The sequence below is a fragment of the Lysinibacillus sp. GW823-FHT02G10 genome (genome assembly GCF_058797135.1).
On the sequence record NZ_JBXAJI010000001.1, the window covers coordinates 1057147 to 1077274 of the forward strand.

Sequence of the window (20128 nt, forward strand, 5' to 3'; positions counted from 1 at the left end):
TCGTTTCTATAGAATGCTATCTTTTTATTGTAACAGAATACTAGCTTCTATATTTCTTGTAAAATAGTTCGTCTTTATGTCGAAATAGTGCTAATATAATGATGATTATACTTTTAGTGTCATACTACTGATTGCGCGATAAATTTTCTTCTGCTAGTCTATCAATAGTATTGACCATTATAGAACGTATTGGTGCAAATGGCATTTGTCATTTGCTTAAAAGGGAAATCGGTGCAATTCCGATGCTGTCCCGCAACTGTAAATGGGGAGTCTATACAGCATGCCACTGTAGTGAAACTATGGGAAGGCGTATAGATGATGAACCTAAGCCAGGATACCTGCCAGTATGTATTTTTTGACTAAGAACCACGAGGATGGGGATAGTGATGAAGGTAATGATACCGTTATTTCACTATGCTACTCTCTTGGCGACAAGAGGGTTTTTTTATGCCCTTCCAACTACCTTAGTAGTAAAGAAGTCTCTGATTTCTTTCTATATTTTAACAGCAAAGGAGAAAAGGACATGAAGAAATGGAAAAGTATATGGCTGATGATGATCATTGCCTTGGTCGCTGTTTTAGGGGCTTGTAACGCAAAGGACAAAACGGAATCAGCTGCACAAGGTGAAAAGGTTGAGCCATCTGAGGCGGCAGCAGAAGTAACCATTGAAAATAATGACACAACGCAAACATATACGGAAGCACCAACAAAAGCGATTAGCTTAAATCAACATGTGACAGAAATTATGCTAGCACTTGGTTTAGAGGATTCTATGGTAGGGACAGCTTACTTAGATGATAAAATCTATGAACCACTGCAAGAGGCATACGATAAAGTCCCTGTTCTTTCCGATCAATACCCAACGAAGGAGCAAGTCATCGATGCCGAGGCAGATTTCCTATATGCAGGCTGGAAAAGTGGCTTTGGCGAAAAGGGTGTAGGCACACCAGAAGAGCTTGAAGAATTAGGCATCCATACGTATTTACATACGGCTTCCAACATGACAAAGCCAACATTAGAGGATATTTTCACTGATATTCGAAATATCGCGAAGATTTTCCGTATTGAGGATCGTGGCGAAGCTTTAATTGAGCAAATGACGAAAGATGTAGAGGCAGTACAAGCTAAATTACCAAAAGATAGCGAAAAATTACGTGTTCTTGTGTTTGATAGCGGTGAAAAGGATGTATTTACAGCTGGTCAAAACTTTATGAATGAGCTTGTGACAATCGCGGGTGGACAAAATATCTTTGGTGATGTGGAATCAGGCTGGACAACTGTGTCGAAGGAAGATGCAGTAGACCGCAACCCAGAGGTAGTTGTCGTGATTGATTACGGTGAAACAACGGCAGACCAAAAGATCCAATTCTTAAAAAATGATCCAGCCTTAAAGGAGATGGAAGCGGTCAAAAATGAGCGCTTTGTCATCCTGCCACTTTCAGCAGCGTCTGAAGGGGTTCGTGCGGCAGAGGCCATTGAAATTTTAGCAAAGGGCTTCTATCCTGAAAACTTTTAATCCATTCGAGCTAGCGTTTTTGCTAGCTCCTTTTTTATAAGGAGCGATAAAAATGAACGCATTTCAAAAAAATGTACCAGATCAAACATTTGAAACACTGAACCGTCATGGTGAGTTTACCCGTCTAGCCGTTAGCCCTGGCATTATTAATAAGCATTATACTCCTGCACAATTCCAAAAAATAGCCGAAATTGCTGGCGAAAAGGGGGCGATAAAATATTCTGCTTCCTATAGTATACTCGTATCCATACCAACGTGCGATGCCACGGAAGCGGTGCAAGCCTTACAGGAAGCAGGTCTTTATGTTGCTCCCTCTGGTTCAATCATAGCCATGAAGGCCTGCGATTTTTGTGATGGGGAGAAAATGGAGGCTGCTCCGATAACCGAACAGCTCTATCATGCCATAGAGGGGATGAAGGTACCTGCAAGAGTGCGTGTCAATATTAATGGCTGTGCATCAGCTTGCTACAATGCAGTCTATGATGATATTGGACTCGTTTACCAACAAGAAAGCTTTGATGTCTATTTAGGGGCAGTACCAATGGGAACAAAGGCACAGGCAGGCACGTTATTCGCTAAGAGGGTAGACGTCACACAAATTGAAGATTTTTTACTGCACCTGATAAATCTTTATAAGGAGCATGCTCGCCCAAATGAGCCCTTTTATAAATTTTATCGCAGAACAAAGTCAGCAGAATATTGGGAACTAGTAAAAAATTCAATTAAATAGAGGAATATTACTTAGGGTGTCGAAGTATTGTAGTAAGGCACAGAAAATTACAATACAAAGGAGCAAGAACATGACATCGAAACAAGGGATTCAACCAGAAGATCTTTATCACTTAAAATCAGTAGCAGATCCACAGCTTTCACCAGATGGGACAGAGGTAGTTTATGTAGAGACTCGTATGGACGAGAAGAAAAATGACTATATATCGAATTTGTTTTACATAAACTTGAAGGACAAAACACCACAGCAATGGACATTTGGTGAAGATAGAACGAGTTCCCCTGTTTGGTCACCAGATGGCAGTCAAATTGCATTTTTGTCAACGAGAACAGGTAAGCCGCAAATTTATGTTCTTTCGAGAGCAGGTGGAGAGGCAAAACAGGTGACACATTGTAAAAATGGAGCGACCTCCCCTGTCTGGTCACCATGTGGCAAGAAAATTGCTTTTTCAGTCGTGCTAGGGAAAGATGAAACCATCCTAGATAAAGCGGAGGATGAGAAGAAAAAGGACAAAGAACTAAAGCCACTAGAAATCGAGAAAATGAAACACAAATCGGATGCTGGTGGATTTATTGATATGGAGCAGTTTACCCATATTGCCATTGTCAATGTGGCATCAGGAGAGCTAGAACAAGTGACAGAAGGCAAAGAGTACTGCCATCTGGGTACTTGGTCGCCAGATGGCAAATACCTTACGTACTTAGCAGATAAAGCGGAGGATTTAGATTTCTCATTTAATGTGGATATCTATTTATTGGAGTTAGAAACGAAACAGAGTCACAAGCTAACAGAAGGTTCGGGTGCTTATTACCAAACAGCTTGGTCTCCGAATAGTCGCTATCTTTCTTTTGTAGGTGGAGAACGTGAATTTGAAAATGCCACACAAGCAAAGCTTTGGATTTATGACATGGAGCAAAAACTACTAAACTGTGTAACAAGTGAATTTGATGCGCCTGTTGGTGATTATGTCATCGGTGATTTCCTGCAAGGTGTAGCGTCACCACGTGTGCAATGGATGAATGATAATCATAGCTTCTACTTCCAAGTCACAGATCACGGCAATGCGGCGATTTATTACGGAAATGTAGATGGCGAAATTTACCCAGCTATCCATGATGATCAATATGTCTATGGCTTCTCACTTGATGCGCAAAATGATCAGGCTATTGCGGCTATTAGCACAACGACCAATCCAGGCGATCTGTTTTATGTGAACCTAAAAACAGGTGACAAAGAACAGTTGACGTCCATTAATGAAGATTTTTTAAAAACCAAAACATTAGCTGTTCCCGAGAGTATCGAATTTGAAGGTGCAGAAGGCTGGAAGGTCAATGGCTGGATTATGAGGCCAGTTGGCTATGAAGCAGGGAAGAAATATCCTCTCATTCTTGAAATCCATGGTGGTCCGCATGCAATGTATGGCAATACCTACTTTAATGAATTCCAAATCCTTGCTGCACAAGGCTTTGCAGTGCTTTATACTAATCCGCGTGGTAGTCATGGCTATGGCCAAAAATTTGTGGATGCAGTACGTGGCGATTATGGTGGTAATGATTATGCGGACTTAATGGCAGCGGTAGACTACGCTCTGGAGCACTATGATTTTATTGATCAAGATCGTCTAGGTGTAACTGGTGGAAGCTACGGTGGTTTTATGACCAACTGGATTGTGGGCCATACAAATCGCTTTAAAGCAGCTGTGACGCAGCGCTCCATTTCGAACTGGATTAGCTTTGCTGGTGTCAGTGATATCGGCTATTATTTTACAGACTGGCAAATTCAAGCAGGACTCGATGATATAGAGAAGCTATGGCATCATTCGCCACTGAAGTATGTAGACAAAGTGGAGACACCATTATTGATTTTACATGGTGAAAAAGACTATCGTTGTCCAATTGAGCAGGCAGAGCAATTGTTTATCGCCTTAAAATATCGTAAAAAACAAACAAAATTCGTGCGTTTCCCTGAGGCGAATCATGAACTTTCAAGAAGTGGAAAGCCTACATTACGAATTAATCGACTTGAATATATCCGTGATTGGTTTGTGAAATATCTATAATCGGGTGGCCTAAGAAGAGAACATCTTCTTAGGCTACTTTTAATAGAAAGGCTCTGTTTGTTTATAACGTTTCAATCTTTTGGAACCTTTATTGTAGAGGTACCGAACCTCCTTAGGTAGAATCAACTTTTCCTTACATAAAAAGAATCACACCTTGGTGTGATTCTCGATTGGTTAGTCGATTTTCTGGATGAACACGACCTTCAGATAATTAAATTCAGGGTATTCACGTGGTACACGGAAATCCTTCGGTAAACCGTATTCCTCGACAATTTTATAGCGTGTACGAGTCTCTTTAAAGGCTTGGTCAATAAAGCCTTTGAACTTTTTCATGCCAAAGCTGGCATTATTTGTGGAAGCCACAATGATGCCGTTTTTAGCGGTAATGGCAATCGTGTCCTTTAGTAATTTAGGGTAGTCCTTTGCCGTTGAAAAGGTCATTTGCTTCGTACGTGCAAAGCTAGGTGGGTCTAATACGACAAGGTCAAACTGTAAAGCATGGCGCTGTGCATATTTAAAATAATGGAAGACATCCATGACTTTTATATCCTGTGCCTCATAATCAATATGATTGACACTAAATTGCTCAATCGTTTTGGCTAAACTACGCTTTGCCACATCTACACTCGTTGTCTTGATGGCTCCTCCTAGAGCGGCTGCCACAGAAAATGCTCCTGTATAGGAAAACGTATTCAGCATGTCTGTGTTGTTGGCATAACGCTCTCGAATAGCCAATCGTACCTCACGTTGATCGAGGAAAATCCCTGTCATGGCGCCATCGTTTAAATGCACCGCATAGGTCATACCATTTTCCTTCACCATAATAGGAAATTCTCCTGGCGTGCCCATTACAAAATCATCTTGCTCGATATATTGTCCTTTGCTATCAAAGCGTTTTTTCTCATAAATCGCTTGGTAGTCTACTGTCTCAGCAAGCGCCTCATACACGACTTCTTTAAATGAATAAATGCCCTCACTATACCAGCTTACCATGTAGTAGCTGTTAAAAAAATCAATCGTAAGACCGCCTATGCCATCTCCTTCACCATTAAACACACGAAAGGCTGTTGTGTTTTCATTGCTAAAAAATGCAGCACGATTGTCGATGGCTTTTTTGAATTTTTTTATAAAAAAAGTTTTATCAATTGTTTCATTCGCATCGGTCGTTAGCACCCAGCCAATCCCTTTGTTTTGGATGCCGTAGTAACCTGTTCCAATAAAACGGTTATGATGATCCATGAGTCTGAGGAGTGTTCCTTGCTCAGCAGGTAAACGTCGTGCATCAACCGCATCCTTTGAAATAAGTGGGAAGCCTTTTTTTAATTGATCAGAAAAGGGCTGTTGTATTTGTAGAGCTATTGTTTGTGTCATAGTGTCATCCTTTAAAAAACGTTTTGCTCTATTATCGCACTGTTTGCGCGGGATAGCCAAACTTATTTCAGGAATTGCGCAATTTTTGTCACGGTTTCAATCGTTGCTTCTTCAAAATAATTCATTTTACTGAAATAACTATGGATTAAACCTGGCATTGTAATATGTTTCACTACCACACCAGCAGCCTTTAACTTTTGTGCATAGCTTAGACCCTCATCAAAGAGAACATCTGCCTCTGCAGCTATAATGAATGTTTTCGGCATGTTACGGACTTCCTCTAGCTGAAGTGGGGACACAAGTGGATTTGTGAAGTTTGCTTCCTCTGTATAGTGATGAGAGAACCACTGCATGGCTTGTGTATCTAAGCCGTAATCTTCACCATATGCCAAATAAGATACTGTTGAAAAATCGACATTTGTGACAGGATAGATGAGTGTTTGAGCGTGTAACGATGGTCCCTCGAGTGCAGTAGCTAAGTATGCAACCACAGTAGCCAAATTTCCGCCAGCACTGTCCCCAGCAACTGATAATCGACTTGCATCGCCACCTAAGGATTCCATATGATCGTGCACCCATACTAAGCTATCATAGGCATCATGTAAGGGTGTTGGGAAAGGATATTCAGGTGCTAAGCGGTAATCCACTGATACCACAATCGCCTGTGCCTGGTCTGCTAATAACTGGCAGCCTGCATCGACAGATTCTAGATTGCCATAGACCCAGCCTCCACCATGATAATAAACAATAACAGGTAATGTTTTACCGAGAACGGGCGTATAAAGCCGAACTGTAATTTGTTCGCCATCTCGCACTGTAATTTTGTGATCCTCAATGGATGCTAGCTTCGGTTTGTGTGCAGATTGCCATTGTGTAACAGTCCGCATGGCTCTCGCTTCCTGCGGTGAAACTTTGTAATAAGGTGTACCAGTACGCTGAGCTTCTAGATATTGAACAGCTTCTTTTCTTAAAGTTATCATCTTCATCATTCCTTTATTGAGAGGTTTGTTATTCTTATTATAAACTATTCATATAATTTTACTAGGATTTAGGTGTAACAAATGTTTATTTATTTAAAAATAGGTGAAATAAGCGCATTATGTTTATAATAAAAGGGACGAAAGTATTTGGAGGGACAGTATGATTTCTTTAATTGTGGCACATGATGACAATCACGTCATCGGATATAACAATGGGATGCCTTGGCATTTACCTGGGGATCTGCAGTATTTTAAACAAAAAACAATGGGCAAGCCTATGATTATGGGACGTAAAACATTTGAATCCATCGGTCGACCACTTCCAGGGCGACGCAACATCGTCATTACTCGTGACGAAAACTATCAGGCAGAAGGCATTGAAATTGTGACTAGCTTGGAAGGTGCTTTAGCGCTAGCTGGAGATGTACCTGAGGTGATGATTATTGGCGGCGAGCAAATTTTCCGTTTAGTGATGGAGATGGCTGATCGCTTGTATATCACAAAAATTAATCATGCCTTTCAGGGAGACACCTATTTCCCGAGCTATGAGCAAGATTTTGTTCCAGTCTCTTCAGAGGAGCCTGAAACAGCACCAGAAGGTTATACATTCCAATATCAAATTTTTGAACGTAAATAATCGAAAAAGCAATCGCTCCCTTCACAATGAGCGATTGCTTTTATTATAGATAAAAATAAACACACGCATACATGGAGGCACAGCCAGCTAGCACAAAGAGATGCCAGATTGCATGGTTAAAGGGCAGAGAGCGCCATGCATAAAAGATGGCTCCAATCGTATAGAATAGCCCACCTGCTAGCAGTAAAGCAAAGCCATGTAAACCTAAATACAGATAAACGGGCTTAATGGCAAAAATAATTAACCAGCCCATACCAATATAAAAAATTAATGAAAGTACTTCAAAGCGATTAATAAAGAAACATTTAAACAATACACCAAGCACAGCCAATGACCAAATAATACATAGTAGCGTCAATCCAAGGGAACCACCAACGGCAATTAATAAAAACGGCGTATAGGTGCCGGCAATTAAAATATAAATGGACGAATGGTCCAAAATAGCGAAAAAGTGTTTATATTTTTCTGGCATACTGTGTAGTAATGTAGACATTAAAAACAGAATGATGACAGACGCACCGAAAATGCTGAAGGTTGTAATATGTAGGGCATTTCCTGTTTGTGCGGCTGCTAACAGTAGAACAACCAGTGCTGGAATACTAGCAATGAAACCAATACCGTGTGTTATGGCATTCCACAGCTCTTCCCTCCATGATTTATAGTCAAATGAATCAACCATTTGAAACACTCCTTTCGTTCATACATTTACTATACCCCAATAATTTATAGATGAACATTTACATTTGTCATATAGTTCATATCAAAAATGTCATAAGCCTGTCATATTCTTTGAGGGGCATTGATAGACAAGAGGTAGGTGAAAACGCTATAGTATCCAAGGTAGCGTTTACATGCTAGCTAGGACAGAGCTTTGCCTAATGACAAATGTCATGTTTACATAATGATTCATTAGTCTATATAATAAATTTTAATGAAGTAAAAGGATGTGTCGAAGTGAGACGAATTCATATAGTAACGGACTCAACTTGTGATTTAACAAAAGAAGAAGTAGCACAACATGGCATACATATCGTGCCTTTAACGATTCAAATTGATGGTCAAACATATACAGATGGAGTGGACTTAGAGCCACAATCTTTTTTAGGCTTAATGAAAAATGCAAAAAATTTACCGAAAAGTTCACAACCAGCACCAGGTAAATTTAAGGAATTATATGATGAGCTCGGTAAAGATGGCGATCAAATTATCTCCATCCATATGACTGGTGGTATGAGTGGCACAGTAGAATCAGCTCGTCAAGCAGCTCAAATGACAGACGCCGATGTGACAGTCATTGACTCACGCTTTATCGCGATTGGTTTAGCTATCCAACTACGAGAGGCCATCCGCATGCGAGATGAAGGCGCCACTGTGGAGGACATCGTGGCACGTTTAGAAAAGGTACGAGACAATACACATTTATACGTTATTGTAGACACGCTCGAAAACTTAATCAAAGGCGGTCGAATTGGTAAAGGCACAGGCTTTATCGGTTCCCTCCTAAACATCAAAGTCATTGCCAACCTTGAAGGTGGCGTATACAATCCTGTGTCAAAGGTACGTAGTCATAAACAAGTAGTCAATTTTTTATTTAAACAATTCCAAGCAGATACAGCTGGAAAAACAGTTAAGGCAGTCGGCATTTCCCATGCAGATGGCCTAGTAACGATGGGCAACCCATTAAAAGCGCTTATCGAAGAAACTGGCTTTAACGATGTTGAAATTGCCTTTACATCTCCAATCATCTCGACACACACAGGTCCAGGAGCAATTGGTTTTATTTATTTTGCAGAATAACAGGAAGGAGCTACTACATAAGTAAATGTAGTGGCTTTTTTATTATGCGTGGATCACCTAGCAGGATGAGCGGATTATTCAAAGATGAGCAGTTTTTGTTTAGCTGTGATCAGTTTTCAACTAACTATGAGCTTGAGCGGCTTCAATTTAATAGTGATCGTGTTGAACAGTAGCTTCAATCAAACAGTGATCACGTTGCCACCAAAAATAAATCAGACATCCTACTAATTATCATCCCTTCTGCATAAAGGCACACTGTATAAACACACATTTTTCCATACATACACCTGAGGAAATTTGGCAAGCACACAAAATTATGGAGAACTAAGGGGAAGTCACTTTTCATTGCGGCATGAACTATTCTATAATAGAAGTAATAGAAAGGGATGGAAGGTGGTCAAATGGACATTTGGCGATTTATATTGTCATGTTTGACCGTCTTTGTACTAAGTGGTTGTGCAATATCAATCGATGAACCGAATCCGCAAGCAGAACCTGAAGGTGAGCAAGCAGGAACGGAGCAAGATATACCGCAGGATGAGCAACAAACAGAAGATGAGGAAAAAACATCTAAGAATATGTTGACGCAAATTTTTGAACATTTTTTTGAGCCATCAGCAGAGGATTTATCGCAAATTGATGAAGAACAAGCAAAGCAACTACATTACTTGGCACTGGGAGATTCGTTGACAGATGGTGTCGGTGATGAGTATAGTCAAGACGGTTATGTTGGAAGATTAGCAGATTCATTGCTCGCATGGCCTTCGATTTCGGATGTAGAGGTTGATAATCGGGGCAAACGTGGCAGACGCAGCGATCAGCTACTAAAATTAGTGAAAAAAGGGCATTATGATGAGGAGCTGCAAGAAGCACAGCTAATTTCCTTAACAATGGGTGGCAATGATGTCATGAAGGTCGTCAGGCAGGATTTATTTAACCTGAAACGTGATGCTTTTGATAAGGAATTACTAGCATACAAGGAACGTTACAGCAAAATCGTAGAAGGCATTCGTGCTAAAAATCCGACAGTGCCCTTATTACTCATTGGTTTTTACAATCCATTTTCGATTGTAACCAATGAGGCGAATGAATTTGATACGATTATCACAGAATGGAATAATGTGATAGAGGAAGTAGCCAGCAAGGATTCCAATGCTTGTTACGTATCAGTAGAAGATTTGTTTGATTCAAATGAAGAGCTCGTCTATCATACAGACTTTTTCCACCCGAATGCAAAGGGGTATGAAAAAATGACAGAGCGTATACTAGCAGCAATGGAGCAGTGTGGTATGGAAAAAAAGATTAACAAGGCAATAGGCTTCGAGGAGTGACAAAATGAATAAATGGAAAGTCGCGTTTTTCGCCTTAGCGGGCACAGTGCTTTTTGCAATCCTCCTCGTCGTTTTTTTAGCAACTAGACCAGTGGATGGCGTCCATGTTGCGAAGAGTTCAGCAGGTGAAAGTGAAAGCAAAGGAAATGTACTCGTGGTGCAAACCACAACAAAGGAATTAGAATCGATCTCAAAAAAATACCTAAAGGATGCAGCGAAAGGCTCACCTTTACCACTTGATTTCACAATTGGGGATGATATTCAACTACGTAGCACACTGACGGTATTCTATACGGAAATCCCCATTTCCATGAATTTTGATCCTATTGTGGATGACAAGGGGAATATTATTTTAAAACAGACAGGCATGAATGTAGGGTTATTAAACATTCCACCAGAAACGACAATGAAAATCATGCGCGATTCGGTGGAATTTCCCTCATGGATTACCGTGAATCCGAATAAAGCAGAAATATATATTGATTTATCGCGCATTAATATTGCCTCTGGTTCACGTGTACGTGCTAAAGAATTGGACTTACCAAAGGATAAAATCTTATTGGAAATTATTGTTCCTGGTGAATAAGGAGTGAAATGAATGGCAAAGCAATATGCAACATTTGCGGGAGGCTGTTTTTGGTGTATGGTCAAGCCCTTTGACGAAACACCTGGGATTGATTCCGTAATCTCAGGCTATACAGGTGGACATGTTGTAAATCCTACCTATGAACAGGTTTGCTCGGAAACAACAGGGCATGTGGAAGCTGTACAAATCACATTTGATGATGAGTTATATAGCTACGAGCAGCTACTTGCGATTTATTGGACTTTAATTGACCCAACAGATGCAGGGGGTCAATTTTACGACCGTGGAGAATCCTACACAACGGCCATTTTTTATCATAACGAAGAACAGCGTGAGCTAGCTGAACGTTCAAAGTCAGATTTACAAGCGTCTGGCAAGTTTGATAAACCAATTATGGTAAAAATTTTACCAGCCACTACGTTTTATCCGGCTGAGGATTATCATCAACAGTATTATAAGAAAAATCCAATGCACTATGAGCGCTATTCGATTGGATCAGGTCGTCGAGCGTTTCAGGAGCAACACTGGGGGAACAAACATGAATAAGGAACAACGTTTAAAAGAACTAACAGAGATGCAATACTATGTCACACAGGAAAATGGCACAGAGCCACCATTCCGTAATGAGTTTGATGACCATTTTGCAGAAGGCATCTACGTAGACATTGTGTCTGGCAAGCCTTTATTCAGCTCACTCGATAAATACAACTCAGGCTGTGGCTGGCCAGCCTTCACAAAGCCGATTGAAAAAGAACAGGTAACCGAGCATTTCGATACATCTCACGGTATGCGTCGTGTGGAGGTACGCAGCAAAGAAGCGGATTCGCATCTAGGACATGTCTTCCCAGACGGCCCAAGTGAGCAAGGTGGCTTACGCTACTGCATTAACTCAGCAGCGCTTCGATTTATCGCAAAAGAAGATTTAGAAAAGGAAGGCTATGGCGAATACCTAGTACTATTTAAATAGTAAAAACCTAGCAAGGTAGCTCCTTGCTAGGTTTTTTTATGGTCATGAGACACAGCAGATTAGAAGGATAGAAATCTAAAAGTGGAGGATAAACCTGAAAAAGTAGCGGATAGCATGCTCAAAGTGAGGGATAGCCCCGCAAATTAGGGGGATAGCTCTCAAATAATTGGATAGAAATCTGAAAGTGGAGGATAAACCTGAAAAAGTAGCGGATAGCATGCTCAAAGTGAGGGATAGCCCTGCAAATTAGAAGGATAGCACCGCAAAGTTAAGGGAGAACCAATAAAAAATTGGTTCTCCCTCTCTCTTTCAGTTCGCTTAAACTTTAAACTCGCTCACGAGGTTGCGTAGGCTATCTGCTTGTTGGGCAAGCTCAGTGGCAGCAGCGTTGATTTCCTGCATGGAGGCGGAGCCTTGTGTGGCTGCTGCCGCAGATGTCACAGTGTTGGCCGCGGATTGTTCTGCGTAGGCATTGACATGAATGAAGTCACTTGCCACCGCATTGCTATTTTCAAGCGTTGTTGCAATTTTATCTACCATGGCCGCGATGATTGACGTTGTTTCTTCGGTATGCGATAAAATGTTGGCTAAGGATTGATTTGTTTCGTTTGTTACTTCAACGCCTCGGATGACCGTTGTCACACCCTCATGATTTTGAGCAATAATGGATGTGACCTCATCTTGGATTGATGTGACAATCGATGTGACCTCTTTCGCTGCACTTTGGGATTGCTCTGCCAGTTTGCGAACCTCATCGGCTACGACAGCAAAGCCTCGTCCATACTCACCAGCCCTTGCCGCTTCAATCGCCGCATTTAAAGCGAGGAGATTCGTTTGCTCAGAAATGGCCGTGATCGTACCAATAATAGAGGTAATATCCGCAGATTTACGACCTAACGCCTCCACAGTAGATGTTGTAGAAGCCATTGTTTCTTCAATGGATTGCATGACGAGTGATGATTGCTCCACAGAGCGGCTACCTTCATCGGCTGCTTGCTGCATGGCGATAGAGGCACGATGGACAGCACTCGCTTGCTCATTTAATTGATGCATTGAATGCTCTAAGTCGCTCATTTTTTGCTGCGCACTATTCATACTGGAAATCGTATTGTCACTATCACTCGCAATATCTGCTGTCGCATCCGCAATATCCTGAATTGTACGCGCATTTTCATCTGCTAAGGACATTAGCTCCTGACTGCTGCTTGATACATGATCCGCCAACTCACTTACGCGTCGAATTAAGTTAGAAATCGACTCAATTAACGTATTTGTCGAGGCTGCAATAATCGAAAATTCATCACGATTACGCACATTTACACGTCTTGTCAAATCGCCTCCTGCTTGCGCAATATCAAGGATAGAGTCATTAATCGCCTGTGTATTACGTTTTAATGATTTAAATAGCATAAAGCCAAAAATTACAATCGCTAAAAAGCCAACGATTGAAACGAGAAAGAATGTAGTGATAGAAATATTTACCTGCTGGTTAAGCTTGTCTAATTTTGTTTTATTGGAATCGTCCATGACAGTATTAATGGTCTCAATGTTTTGATCGATATGTGTTTTCATTGTTTCCCCAGTAGCACCCATCATCAGTTTACGAGCCTGCTCAAGACCGAGCTCATCACGCATTGTCATGACTTTATCTGAATAATCAAGGTAATTTTTATAATATTGCTCGATTGCCTGCATATGACCAAGTTCCACTTGGCGATCTTGAAATTGATCTTTCAAAGCGGCTAGCTTTTTATTAATGGTATCTATTTTTAAATGATAAGAAGTAGAATAAATGCCGTTACCCGTAATTAAATACGATTGCTCTAAATTGGTCAGTCTAGCAATCTCATAGGCAAGTTGATTCACCGTTAGTTGCTCCTGCACATTTTTCTTTGTGAAATCTTCCATTTGGTGCTGCAAGTTTTGTATATTGACATAGGACAATATACCCATAATACCGTTAATTACAATAAGAAGTGCAAACATAATAAGCACTTTACCCCGAATTAAATGGTAAAAACGTTGTCGTTTTTCTTTAATAGGAGGGGGATTTTTCCCAGTTTCCCCTTGTGTAGAAGCTTTCCTCTTCTTAAAAAAGCTAAAAGTAAAGAGAGACGGGCGTTTTTTCGCTGTACCATGGGTTTTTTTAGTCTTTTTCATCGCCATCACCTTCCTATTTTTTAAATAATCGATTTCAATTTTATCTTATTTTGCTAGATTTTTCTATCTTTATTTCTAAAAATTAAAATTTTTCAGATAAAATAACTATGACAAAAGTCAGGATCGACCATGAAAATAGTTCTAAAATCATAAGTGGGTAAAATATAGTAGTAGTGGAATTTATGACGAATGCTATTTTTTTTGATACACTAGCGAAAAGCCAATGCATAAAAAGGGGAATTTGTTCGATGAAGAAAAGTTTTTATTTATATGTCCTAACCTATCGAGGTGGCGATTGGTCTGACCCTAAAGTACGCTTTGCAGAGGAAGTGTTTCATGAGCATAATTTTCCAAAGCAGAGCACAGACTTTAATGAGTTGTCCGACTATATAGAAACCTATGCAACGGAAAACCTAACAATCCAGACCTTTGATACTTTGTGGACACTTTATGAGGAACAAGCATAATTGTACGAAAACTATAAATAATTTTGTAGTTGCTAGACGTCTAGCATTGCGTAAATGACAGAAACACAGTATTATTTATAGTGATAACTGACAGAAAAGAGGGATTGCAGTATGAGTATTCATATTAATGCAAAAAAAGGTGAAATCGCTGACACAATTTTACTTCCAGGAGATCCATTACGTGCAAAATACATTGCGGAAACATTTTTAGAAGATGTAATTTGCTACAACGAAGTACGTAATATGTTCGGATACACTGGTACGTATAAAGGGAAACGTATTTCTGTACAAGGAACTGGTATGGGTGTGCCATCTATTTCAATCTACGCAACAGAATTAATGCAAGAATATGATGTTCAAAAATTAATCCGTGTAGGTACTTGTGGTGCAATTCAAAAAGATGTAAAAGTACGTGACGTGATTTTAGCACAAGGAGCAACATCTGATACACGTATGAACCAAATCATCTGGGGCGGTGCTATCGATTTCGCACCAATCGCTGACTTTGATCTTTTATTAAAAGCATACAATGCAGGTAAAGATGCAGGTCTTAACTTACAAGTAGGGAATATCTTCACAGCAGATTTATTCTACTCAGATGAGCACCAAAACGAAAAATTAGCTCAATACGGCGTACTAGCGGTAGAAATGGAATCAGCAGCTCTTTACACATTAGCGGCAAAATTCGGCCGTAAAGCACTTGCTGTTCTAACAGTAAGTGACCATATCATCACTGGTGAAGTAACGACAGCTGAAGAACGTCAAACAACATTCAATGACATGATCGTGGTCGCTTTAGACGCAGCGATTCAAGACTAAGCTAACTTTAGCCATAATTAACTTTATAAAGAATGCAGGCAACCGACAAAAAACAGCCCATTTTCTAAGATGGGGTGGAAGTAGTCGGTTGCTTTTTTTGGTGTAATTATAGACAGATTGTTCCAGTTTTGATACCAGTCGGCCCGTTAAATCCTGGGATTGTGGCAATTACCATGTTTGTTGCTATGTCGATGACAGACACCGTATTGTCTACTTGATTTGTTACATAGGCAAAAGTACCATCTGGCAAGATGGTTACTTGGTCTGGAGATGCACCTACAGGAATAGTTGCAATCACCGTATTGGTGGCTGTATTGATGACAGATACGGTATTATTGCCTTTATTCACAATGTAAACAAGCGTTCCATCAGGGGTAATCGCTGTTCCTACAGGTCCTGTACCAACAGGAATGGTAGCCACTACTGTATTGGTAGTGGTATTAATAACCGATACGGAATTGCTATTTTCATTTGTCACATAAGCAAATTGCCCGCTTGGAGTCAAAACAATGGATCTAGGACGAATTCCCACAGGGATTGTAGCAATCACCGTATTGGTTGCAGTATTAATAACAGATACTGAATTGGAATTCTCGTTGGCAACATAAGCAAACGCACTGTTTGGCGTAAAGGCAATACCTTGAGGTTGTAGCCCTACTGGAATAGTGGCTGTTACGGTATTGGTGGCTGTATTAATGACCGATATAGTGTTCGATCCGTGATTGGATACATAAGCAAGTGCTCCATTTGGTGAAATGGCGACACCAAGGGGGTCAATGCCTACAGGAATGGTAGCGATTGGCAAGTTTGTGGCAGTACTAAAAACCGTTACATTATCCGAGAAGAGCGCTGGAACATAGCCGAAAGCGCCATTAGGTGTAATCGCTACTTCTAGCGGAGCAGATCCTACAGGAATGGTAGCGACGATTGTGTTTGTTGCGGTATCGATCACAGAAACTCTATTATCAGGCGTTGCGAGCTGCCCAGCATCTGTCACATAGACGAGATAATGACAACTTGGTGGTATGGGTAAAAATGGCGGCTTACATTTACAACGACAACAAGGACAACAACAGCGACAATGACAATTTGGATTTGACGTAAACTTAAATTTTTTCAAATATTTATGTTCTTTCCCCACACAGGACATCCTTTCAGTCATATATGGCTACTTTATGCGTAAAGAGCTAGGCTTGTTGTACGTTTACCTAGCCATTCTCCTTTACCATTTTTACTTGTTATTGGAACAGTTCTAAACTTCTGAGTACGGTTCTTCTAAACAATGCAGTATGATGAAACTAAAAAGCATAGGAGACATGAAGATGTTTAGCTTGATTAAAAATGATATAAGATTCATTGAAATTGAATATGATCTTCGAAAACATTTCCTGATTTGACGATAAAAATCAATTTTATTACATTAGCTTTTCAATAGCTTCTTCGTTATCTTTTCATTCGTACACTAACTCTTTTAACCTTTTCCACCAATTGTAATTTCTAAGCTTCGCCCCATAATGTTCATAAAAATAACGTGTTTTATTCTATAGCTAAGACTTCGACAAATATAGTTTGGTAGTTCTTTTCCAATACCTTTCACATCTTGTATAGTTGCCTTCTAACGATCAATTTTATCACCTTCTATTAAATCTTTATAAACAGAATGATAACATGTTCTATAGTTTATTTACTTAATAAGGTAAAATATGAAATGTATAGGTTTCTAGAGGGGATATTTTTGGAAAATAAGTATATGTGTACGATAAAAATTAATTTAGAGGGTGGAGATATTCAATTTGATGTGTCAAATGATGAACAACTATTTAGTTTTAGATCTGGTTTAGCCTTTATAGCCATCCCACAATTTTTCTCTACGCTCACCAGTTTTTATCAAGGTAATACAAATGAAGTAAAAATAGATTGTCACGGAAATTATGATTACTATATTTTTTCCAGCGATGGTGAATACATATTAATTGAACATAAAAGTCATTATCCTATCGAAAGAATATTTAATTATCAATTTTCTCTTAAGGGGTATATGGAGGCTATAGATCAAGGCTTCAAGAAATATTTGGAGCAGTTAGAGAATGAAGGCATCTTCCCATTGGAAAATCATGCATTTGCTGATCCTTTAGGAGAAGATGTTTTAAATGCTTTCTATAACTTTTCTTCATTATTAAAAGCTTGAAGAGCAATGAAAAAATTAAAGTATGACCGCTTCAAAATAGAAGCTCTCTTTTACAGATAAATTTTAGCAGCCGATTCTTAACCAGACAAGGAGGAGGGTGAACCTTGAAAAAAATAGGTTTACTAATAGCAACTCTTTTCGTAGTAAGTGGGGTCTTTATTGATAGCAATAAATTATTATATCCTCCTTTGCCAATCGATTCCTTTACACCAAAGGAAGCTATACAAAAATTAAATGCATCCCCCTTTGATTTAGTGGCGCTCTCCAATGATAAGAAGGCAACTTGGTACCTCGCAGCCATTTCAGCTAGGGGCATACAGAAGGTGGACGAGGACATTCAGCAAATGATGGCTAATGAAGGATGGGTATTTCTTGAAAAAGAGGGGAGCGGGTTATTTTTCGAAAAAAATGGGGAACGTTCTATTGTGACAACAGAAATGTGGACGAAGCAGTATGTGCTTGTTCAAATTCAGAAATGAGGTGCTCTATGGAAGTCTGGGATCTCTATGATAAAAATCGCCAAAAAACAAATAAGCGTCATGTACGTGGGACAGCATTAGCAGCTGAAGATTACCATATCGTTGTGCACGTATGGATTCGCAATACCAAGGGAGAATTCCTTTTAACAAAAAGACATCCCAATAAACATTATCCTCATTTATGGGAATGTCCATGAGGCTCTATAGTAACGGGTGAAAGCAGTTTGGACGGGGCTATTCGTGAGGTAGAAGAGGAAATAGGGATATCATTATTGAGGACCAATGGACAATTAGTAAAGAGTGAACGACGTGATTGTTTCAATGATTTTTATGACGTTTGGTTATTTGAGCAAAGCTTTGAAATTAGTGACACAAAACTTCAGGAGGAGGAAGTGACAGCAGTTCAATGGGTCACAAAGCTAGAGCTTGAAAATATGCTTCACGCGAATAACGTAGTACCGACACTTCGCTACTTTATGTCCATTTTTAACGATAAGACTACGCCATGTTAGTGTTATGTGTCAGCATAATTCTGATTCTGTAGGTTAACCTATACCTAAATAGGTTAGAGGAGCGGTAAAATGACTAAGCGTATTCTTATTGGACTAGCTTTATTTACGTATGTTTCCACTTTTAATTTGGTTTTTGCAAAGGACATTGATTCGCCACAACCTCTTGAAGAATTTCTTCCTGAAATCGGCTATAAAACAGTAGAAATAGCTGTAAAAGAGTTCGAACACCACTATAATAAAGAGCTGAAGCTACCCCTACGAGTACCGCCAATCAGCTTTACGCATCACTTTGGAAGGTTTAGTGATTTAGAAGGAGAAATGAATGATCAGCTGGAGGTGGTAATGATCAGTGATCAATTGCCACAAAATCATTTCAAAATCAAGGTTCGACCAGTTCAGCATAAAATGTCATTTGAAAAATATAAAATAGATGTATTTAAGTTGAAAAATGGCAGTGAGGCAGCCTATATTGAAAATCCACTAATTGGTTTTCATTTACTCGTGTTTGAAAGAGACAATTGGCAATATGTCTTTAGTATTGATCGAGATGTGACAGATCAAGTAACGGCTGAAGTCTTGATGGATATTGCTAATTCAATTGATTATCCAAAGCAAAAGTATTAGCCCCTCTAATTTTTATTCTTACCTTTCAGCTCTTCTCGTAATTTCTTTAGTTCCTCCGTTTGCTCCAAAATAGTATTGTTAACTCGTCTAATCGAATCATATATAGCAAAAATCCCGGCAAAAATAAGAATGATGACTAATAATTCCATTGTGCACCTACTTTCTATTTTTACAATGATTGTAACAGGAATTTCCAAATATTCGAAGAATTAGTTAGGTGGAGGTGCTTGTCATGCAGAGATATGTTTATCATATGGTTCCAAGGGAAATGGTGGGTCTTGAGCTTATGCCATTAAATAGGTTAGGGGCATTATTTCCACATTTATATGAACGATATTCGAAAAAATATTTTGATCATCCTGAGAGACCGAAATTATTCATGAAAGAAATTCCTCACTTAAATTGCTTGTGGAATGATGTTGTTCATTTCCTACCAATCCATCCTAGTCATCTATATAAGGCTTTAACAGAGCTTGGTATTGCAAAGAGAGAAAGCCTAATGTTTTATCAAATTCCAATCCAAAAACTAGCGGTTAATCGTAATGCGATGTACCTGTATTCCAAGGAACACTACAAAGGGCCAGCAGGGGCAATTGCTGCAGAGGATATAAAACTACTGTCGTTACCTGATTATAGAGAACTAGAACAGCTACCATCAGCAACAGTAGACTATTTCCAAACGGAGAAATAAAAAGGGAAGAACTTTGGGCTTTTTGCGTATATTCCGCATCTCTTGAGCTTAGGCAATGTCAACGTAGACGAGGCGAAAATTATTTCATGGAATCCACATAATCCTAGTATGAATACTAATTGAAGTGGGAAAAAAATAGGGTTTGCCAAATAGCAGGCTACCCTTTTTTGTCGCAAATTGAATAGCGGTGGAAAAATAATACATCCCTCTTCTG

Annotated in this window: 23 protein-coding genes and 1 riboswitch; of the genes, 17 read left to right on the plus strand and 6 right to left on the minus strand. The window is 39.6% G+C overall.

The features are described from left to right. Positions 1-173 precede the first annotated feature (173 nt). Positions 174-360: riboswitch (cobalamin riboswitch) on the plus strand. Positions 361-523: 163 nt separating this feature from the next. The 3 genes from AC1RFD_RS05565 to AC1RFD_RS05575 all read left to right on the plus strand — a co-directional run bounded on the left by AC1RFD_RS05565 (position 524) and on the right by AC1RFD_RS05575 (position 4305). Further along, positions 524-1516, plus strand: a complete 993-nt coding sequence (locus AC1RFD_RS05565; protein WP_054549241.1) for an ABC transporter substrate-binding protein — start codon at positions 524-526, stop codon at positions 1514-1516. Between the two features lie 52 nt (positions 1517-1568). Continuing rightward, positions 1569-2246 carry a precorrin-3B methylase gene (locus AC1RFD_RS05570; RefSeq protein WP_269898528.1) on the plus strand — a complete coding sequence of 226 codons (678 nt, stop codon included), beginning with the start codon at positions 1569-1571 and terminating at the stop codon, positions 2244-2246. A gap of 70 nt (positions 2247-2316) precedes the next feature. Further along, positions 2317-4305, plus strand: a complete 1989-nt coding sequence (locus AC1RFD_RS05575) for a S9 family peptidase (protein ID WP_492474586.1) — start codon at positions 2317-2319, stop codon at positions 4303-4305. A gap of 174 nt (positions 4306-4479) precedes the next feature. On the opposite strand, the gene AC1RFD_RS05580 is transcribed toward AC1RFD_RS05575, so the two are convergent. Together AC1RFD_RS05580 and AC1RFD_RS05585 are read right to left on the minus strand one after the other, a co-directional pair. Continuing rightward, positions 4480-5676 carry a class I SAM-dependent rRNA methyltransferase gene (locus AC1RFD_RS05580; protein ID WP_115674429.1) on the minus strand — a complete coding sequence of 399 codons (1197 nt, stop codon included), beginning with the start codon at positions 5674-5676 and terminating at the stop codon, positions 4480-4482. 62 nt (positions 5677-5738) lie between these two features. Further along, positions 5739-6656: an alpha/beta hydrolase gene (locus AC1RFD_RS05585; RefSeq protein WP_492474587.1), complete on the minus strand. Its 918-nt coding sequence runs from the start codon at positions 6654-6656 to the stop codon at positions 5739-5741. A gap of 160 nt (positions 6657-6816) precedes the next feature. On the opposite strand from AC1RFD_RS05585, the gene AC1RFD_RS05590 reads away from it, so the two are divergent. Beyond that, positions 6817-7293 (plus strand): dihydrofolate reductase, encoded by a 477-nt coding sequence (locus AC1RFD_RS05590; RefSeq protein WP_492474588.1) that lies wholly within the window; start codon positions 6817-6819, stop codon positions 7291-7293. Positions 7294-7336: 43 nt separating this feature from the next. On the opposite strand, the gene trhA is transcribed toward AC1RFD_RS05590, so the two are convergent. Further along, entirely contained in the window at positions 7337-7972 is a 636-nt protein-coding gene (gene trhA, locus AC1RFD_RS05595; protein WP_054549235.1) for a PAQR family membrane homeostasis protein TrhA, read from the minus strand. 275 nt (positions 7973-8247) lie between these two features. Between trhA and AC1RFD_RS05600 the strand changes: the two genes are divergently transcribed. The 5 genes from AC1RFD_RS05600 (at position 8248) to msrB (ending at position 11974) form a co-directional block, all read left to right on the plus strand. Further along, on the plus strand, positions 8248-9090 hold the full coding sequence (locus AC1RFD_RS05600) for a DegV family protein (RefSeq protein ID WP_036080608.1): 843 nt from the start codon (positions 8248-8250) through the stop codon (positions 9088-9090). A gap of 401 nt (positions 9091-9491) precedes the next feature. Continuing rightward, positions 9492-10421: a GDSL-type esterase/lipase family protein gene (locus AC1RFD_RS05605; protein WP_244205727.1), complete on the plus strand. Its 930-nt coding sequence runs from the start codon at positions 9492-9494 to the stop codon at positions 10419-10421. Positions 10422-10425: 4 nt separating this feature from the next. Continuing rightward, positions 10426-11007 carry a YpmS family protein gene (locus tag AC1RFD_RS05610; RefSeq protein WP_048395694.1) on the plus strand — a complete coding sequence of 194 codons (582 nt, stop codon included), beginning with the start codon at positions 10426-10428 and terminating at the stop codon, positions 11005-11007. A gap of 12 nt (positions 11008-11019) precedes the next feature. Beyond that, positions 11020-11553 carry a peptide-methionine (S)-S-oxide reductase MsrA gene (msrA, locus tag AC1RFD_RS05615; protein ID WP_004230216.1) on the plus strand — a complete coding sequence of 178 codons (534 nt, stop codon included), beginning with the start codon at positions 11020-11022 and terminating at the stop codon, positions 11551-11553. Continuing rightward, a complete protein-coding gene (gene msrB / locus AC1RFD_RS05620; RefSeq protein WP_485599252.1) occupies positions 11546-11974 on the plus strand; it encodes a peptide-methionine (R)-S-oxide reductase MsrB in 429 nt (142 codons plus the stop codon). Before msrA ends, msrB begins: the two co-directional genes overlap by 8 nt. A gap of 318 nt (positions 11975-12292) precedes the next feature. On the opposite strand, the gene AC1RFD_RS05625 is transcribed toward msrB, so the two are convergent. Then, positions 12293-14134: a methyl-accepting chemotaxis protein gene (locus AC1RFD_RS05625; protein WP_492474589.1), complete on the minus strand. Its 1842-nt coding sequence runs from the start codon at positions 14132-14134 to the stop codon at positions 12293-12295. Between the two features lie 248 nt (positions 14135-14382). Between AC1RFD_RS05625 and AC1RFD_RS05630 the strand changes: the two genes are divergently transcribed. Further along, positions 14383-14601 (plus strand): YozE family protein, encoded by a 219-nt coding sequence (locus AC1RFD_RS05630; RefSeq protein ID WP_048395688.1) that lies wholly within the window; start codon positions 14383-14385, stop codon positions 14599-14601. Between the two features lie 111 nt (positions 14602-14712). Beyond that, positions 14713-15420: a purine-nucleoside phosphorylase gene (deoD, locus tag AC1RFD_RS05635; protein ID WP_048395686.1), complete on the plus strand. Its 708-nt coding sequence runs from the start codon at positions 14713-14715 to the stop codon at positions 15418-15420. Positions 15421-15526: 106 nt separating this feature from the next. Here the strand turns inward: deoD and AC1RFD_RS05640 are convergent, their stop codons facing one another. Continuing rightward, positions 15527-16561 carry a beta-propeller fold lactonase family protein gene (locus AC1RFD_RS05640; RefSeq protein ID WP_416141681.1) on the minus strand — a complete coding sequence of 345 codons (1035 nt, stop codon included), beginning with the start codon at positions 16559-16561 and terminating at the stop codon, positions 15527-15529. A 594-nt stretch (positions 16562-17155) separates the two neighbouring features. Between AC1RFD_RS05640 and AC1RFD_RS05645 the strand changes: the two genes are divergently transcribed. From AC1RFD_RS05645 to AC1RFD_RS05665, 5 genes are all read left to right on the plus strand, one after another. Further along, positions 17156-17608, plus strand: a complete 453-nt coding sequence (locus AC1RFD_RS05645; RefSeq protein WP_492474590.1) for a hypothetical protein — start codon at positions 17156-17158, stop codon at positions 17606-17608. A gap of 104 nt (positions 17609-17712) precedes the next feature. Further along, a complete protein-coding gene (locus AC1RFD_RS05650) occupies positions 17713-18087 on the plus strand; it encodes a hypothetical protein (RefSeq protein ID WP_492474592.1) in 375 nt (124 codons plus the stop codon). Positions 18088-18095: 8 nt separating this feature from the next. Beyond that, positions 18096-18284: an NUDIX hydrolase gene (locus AC1RFD_RS05655; RefSeq protein ID WP_492474593.1), complete on the plus strand. Its 189-nt coding sequence runs from the start codon at positions 18096-18098 to the stop codon at positions 18282-18284. Between the two features lie 27 nt (positions 18285-18311). Beyond that, a complete protein-coding gene (locus tag AC1RFD_RS05660) occupies positions 18312-18599 on the plus strand; it encodes an NUDIX domain-containing protein (RefSeq protein ID WP_326141371.1) in 288 nt (95 codons plus the stop codon). A 69-nt stretch (positions 18600-18668) separates the two neighbouring features. Further along, the gene (locus AC1RFD_RS05665; protein WP_492474594.1) at positions 18669-19223 is read left to right on the plus strand and encodes a hypothetical protein; all 555 of its coding nucleotides are present in this window, start codon (positions 18669-18671) and stop codon (positions 19221-19223) included. Positions 19224-19228: 5 nt separating this feature from the next. Here AC1RFD_RS05665 and AC1RFD_RS05670 read toward each other — a convergent pair whose 3' ends face one another. Next, positions 19229-19372, minus strand: coding sequence for a hypothetical protein (locus AC1RFD_RS05670; protein WP_237900703.1), 144 nt, complete (start codon positions 19370-19372; stop codon positions 19229-19231). 83 nt (positions 19373-19455) lie between these two features. Here AC1RFD_RS05670 and AC1RFD_RS05675 point away from each other — a divergent pair, with 83 nt between their 5' ends. Then, on the plus strand, positions 19456-19914 hold the full coding sequence (locus AC1RFD_RS05675; protein ID WP_492474595.1) for a group-specific protein: 459 nt from the start codon (positions 19456-19458) through the stop codon (positions 19912-19914). Positions 19915-20128 lie beyond the last annotated feature (214 nt).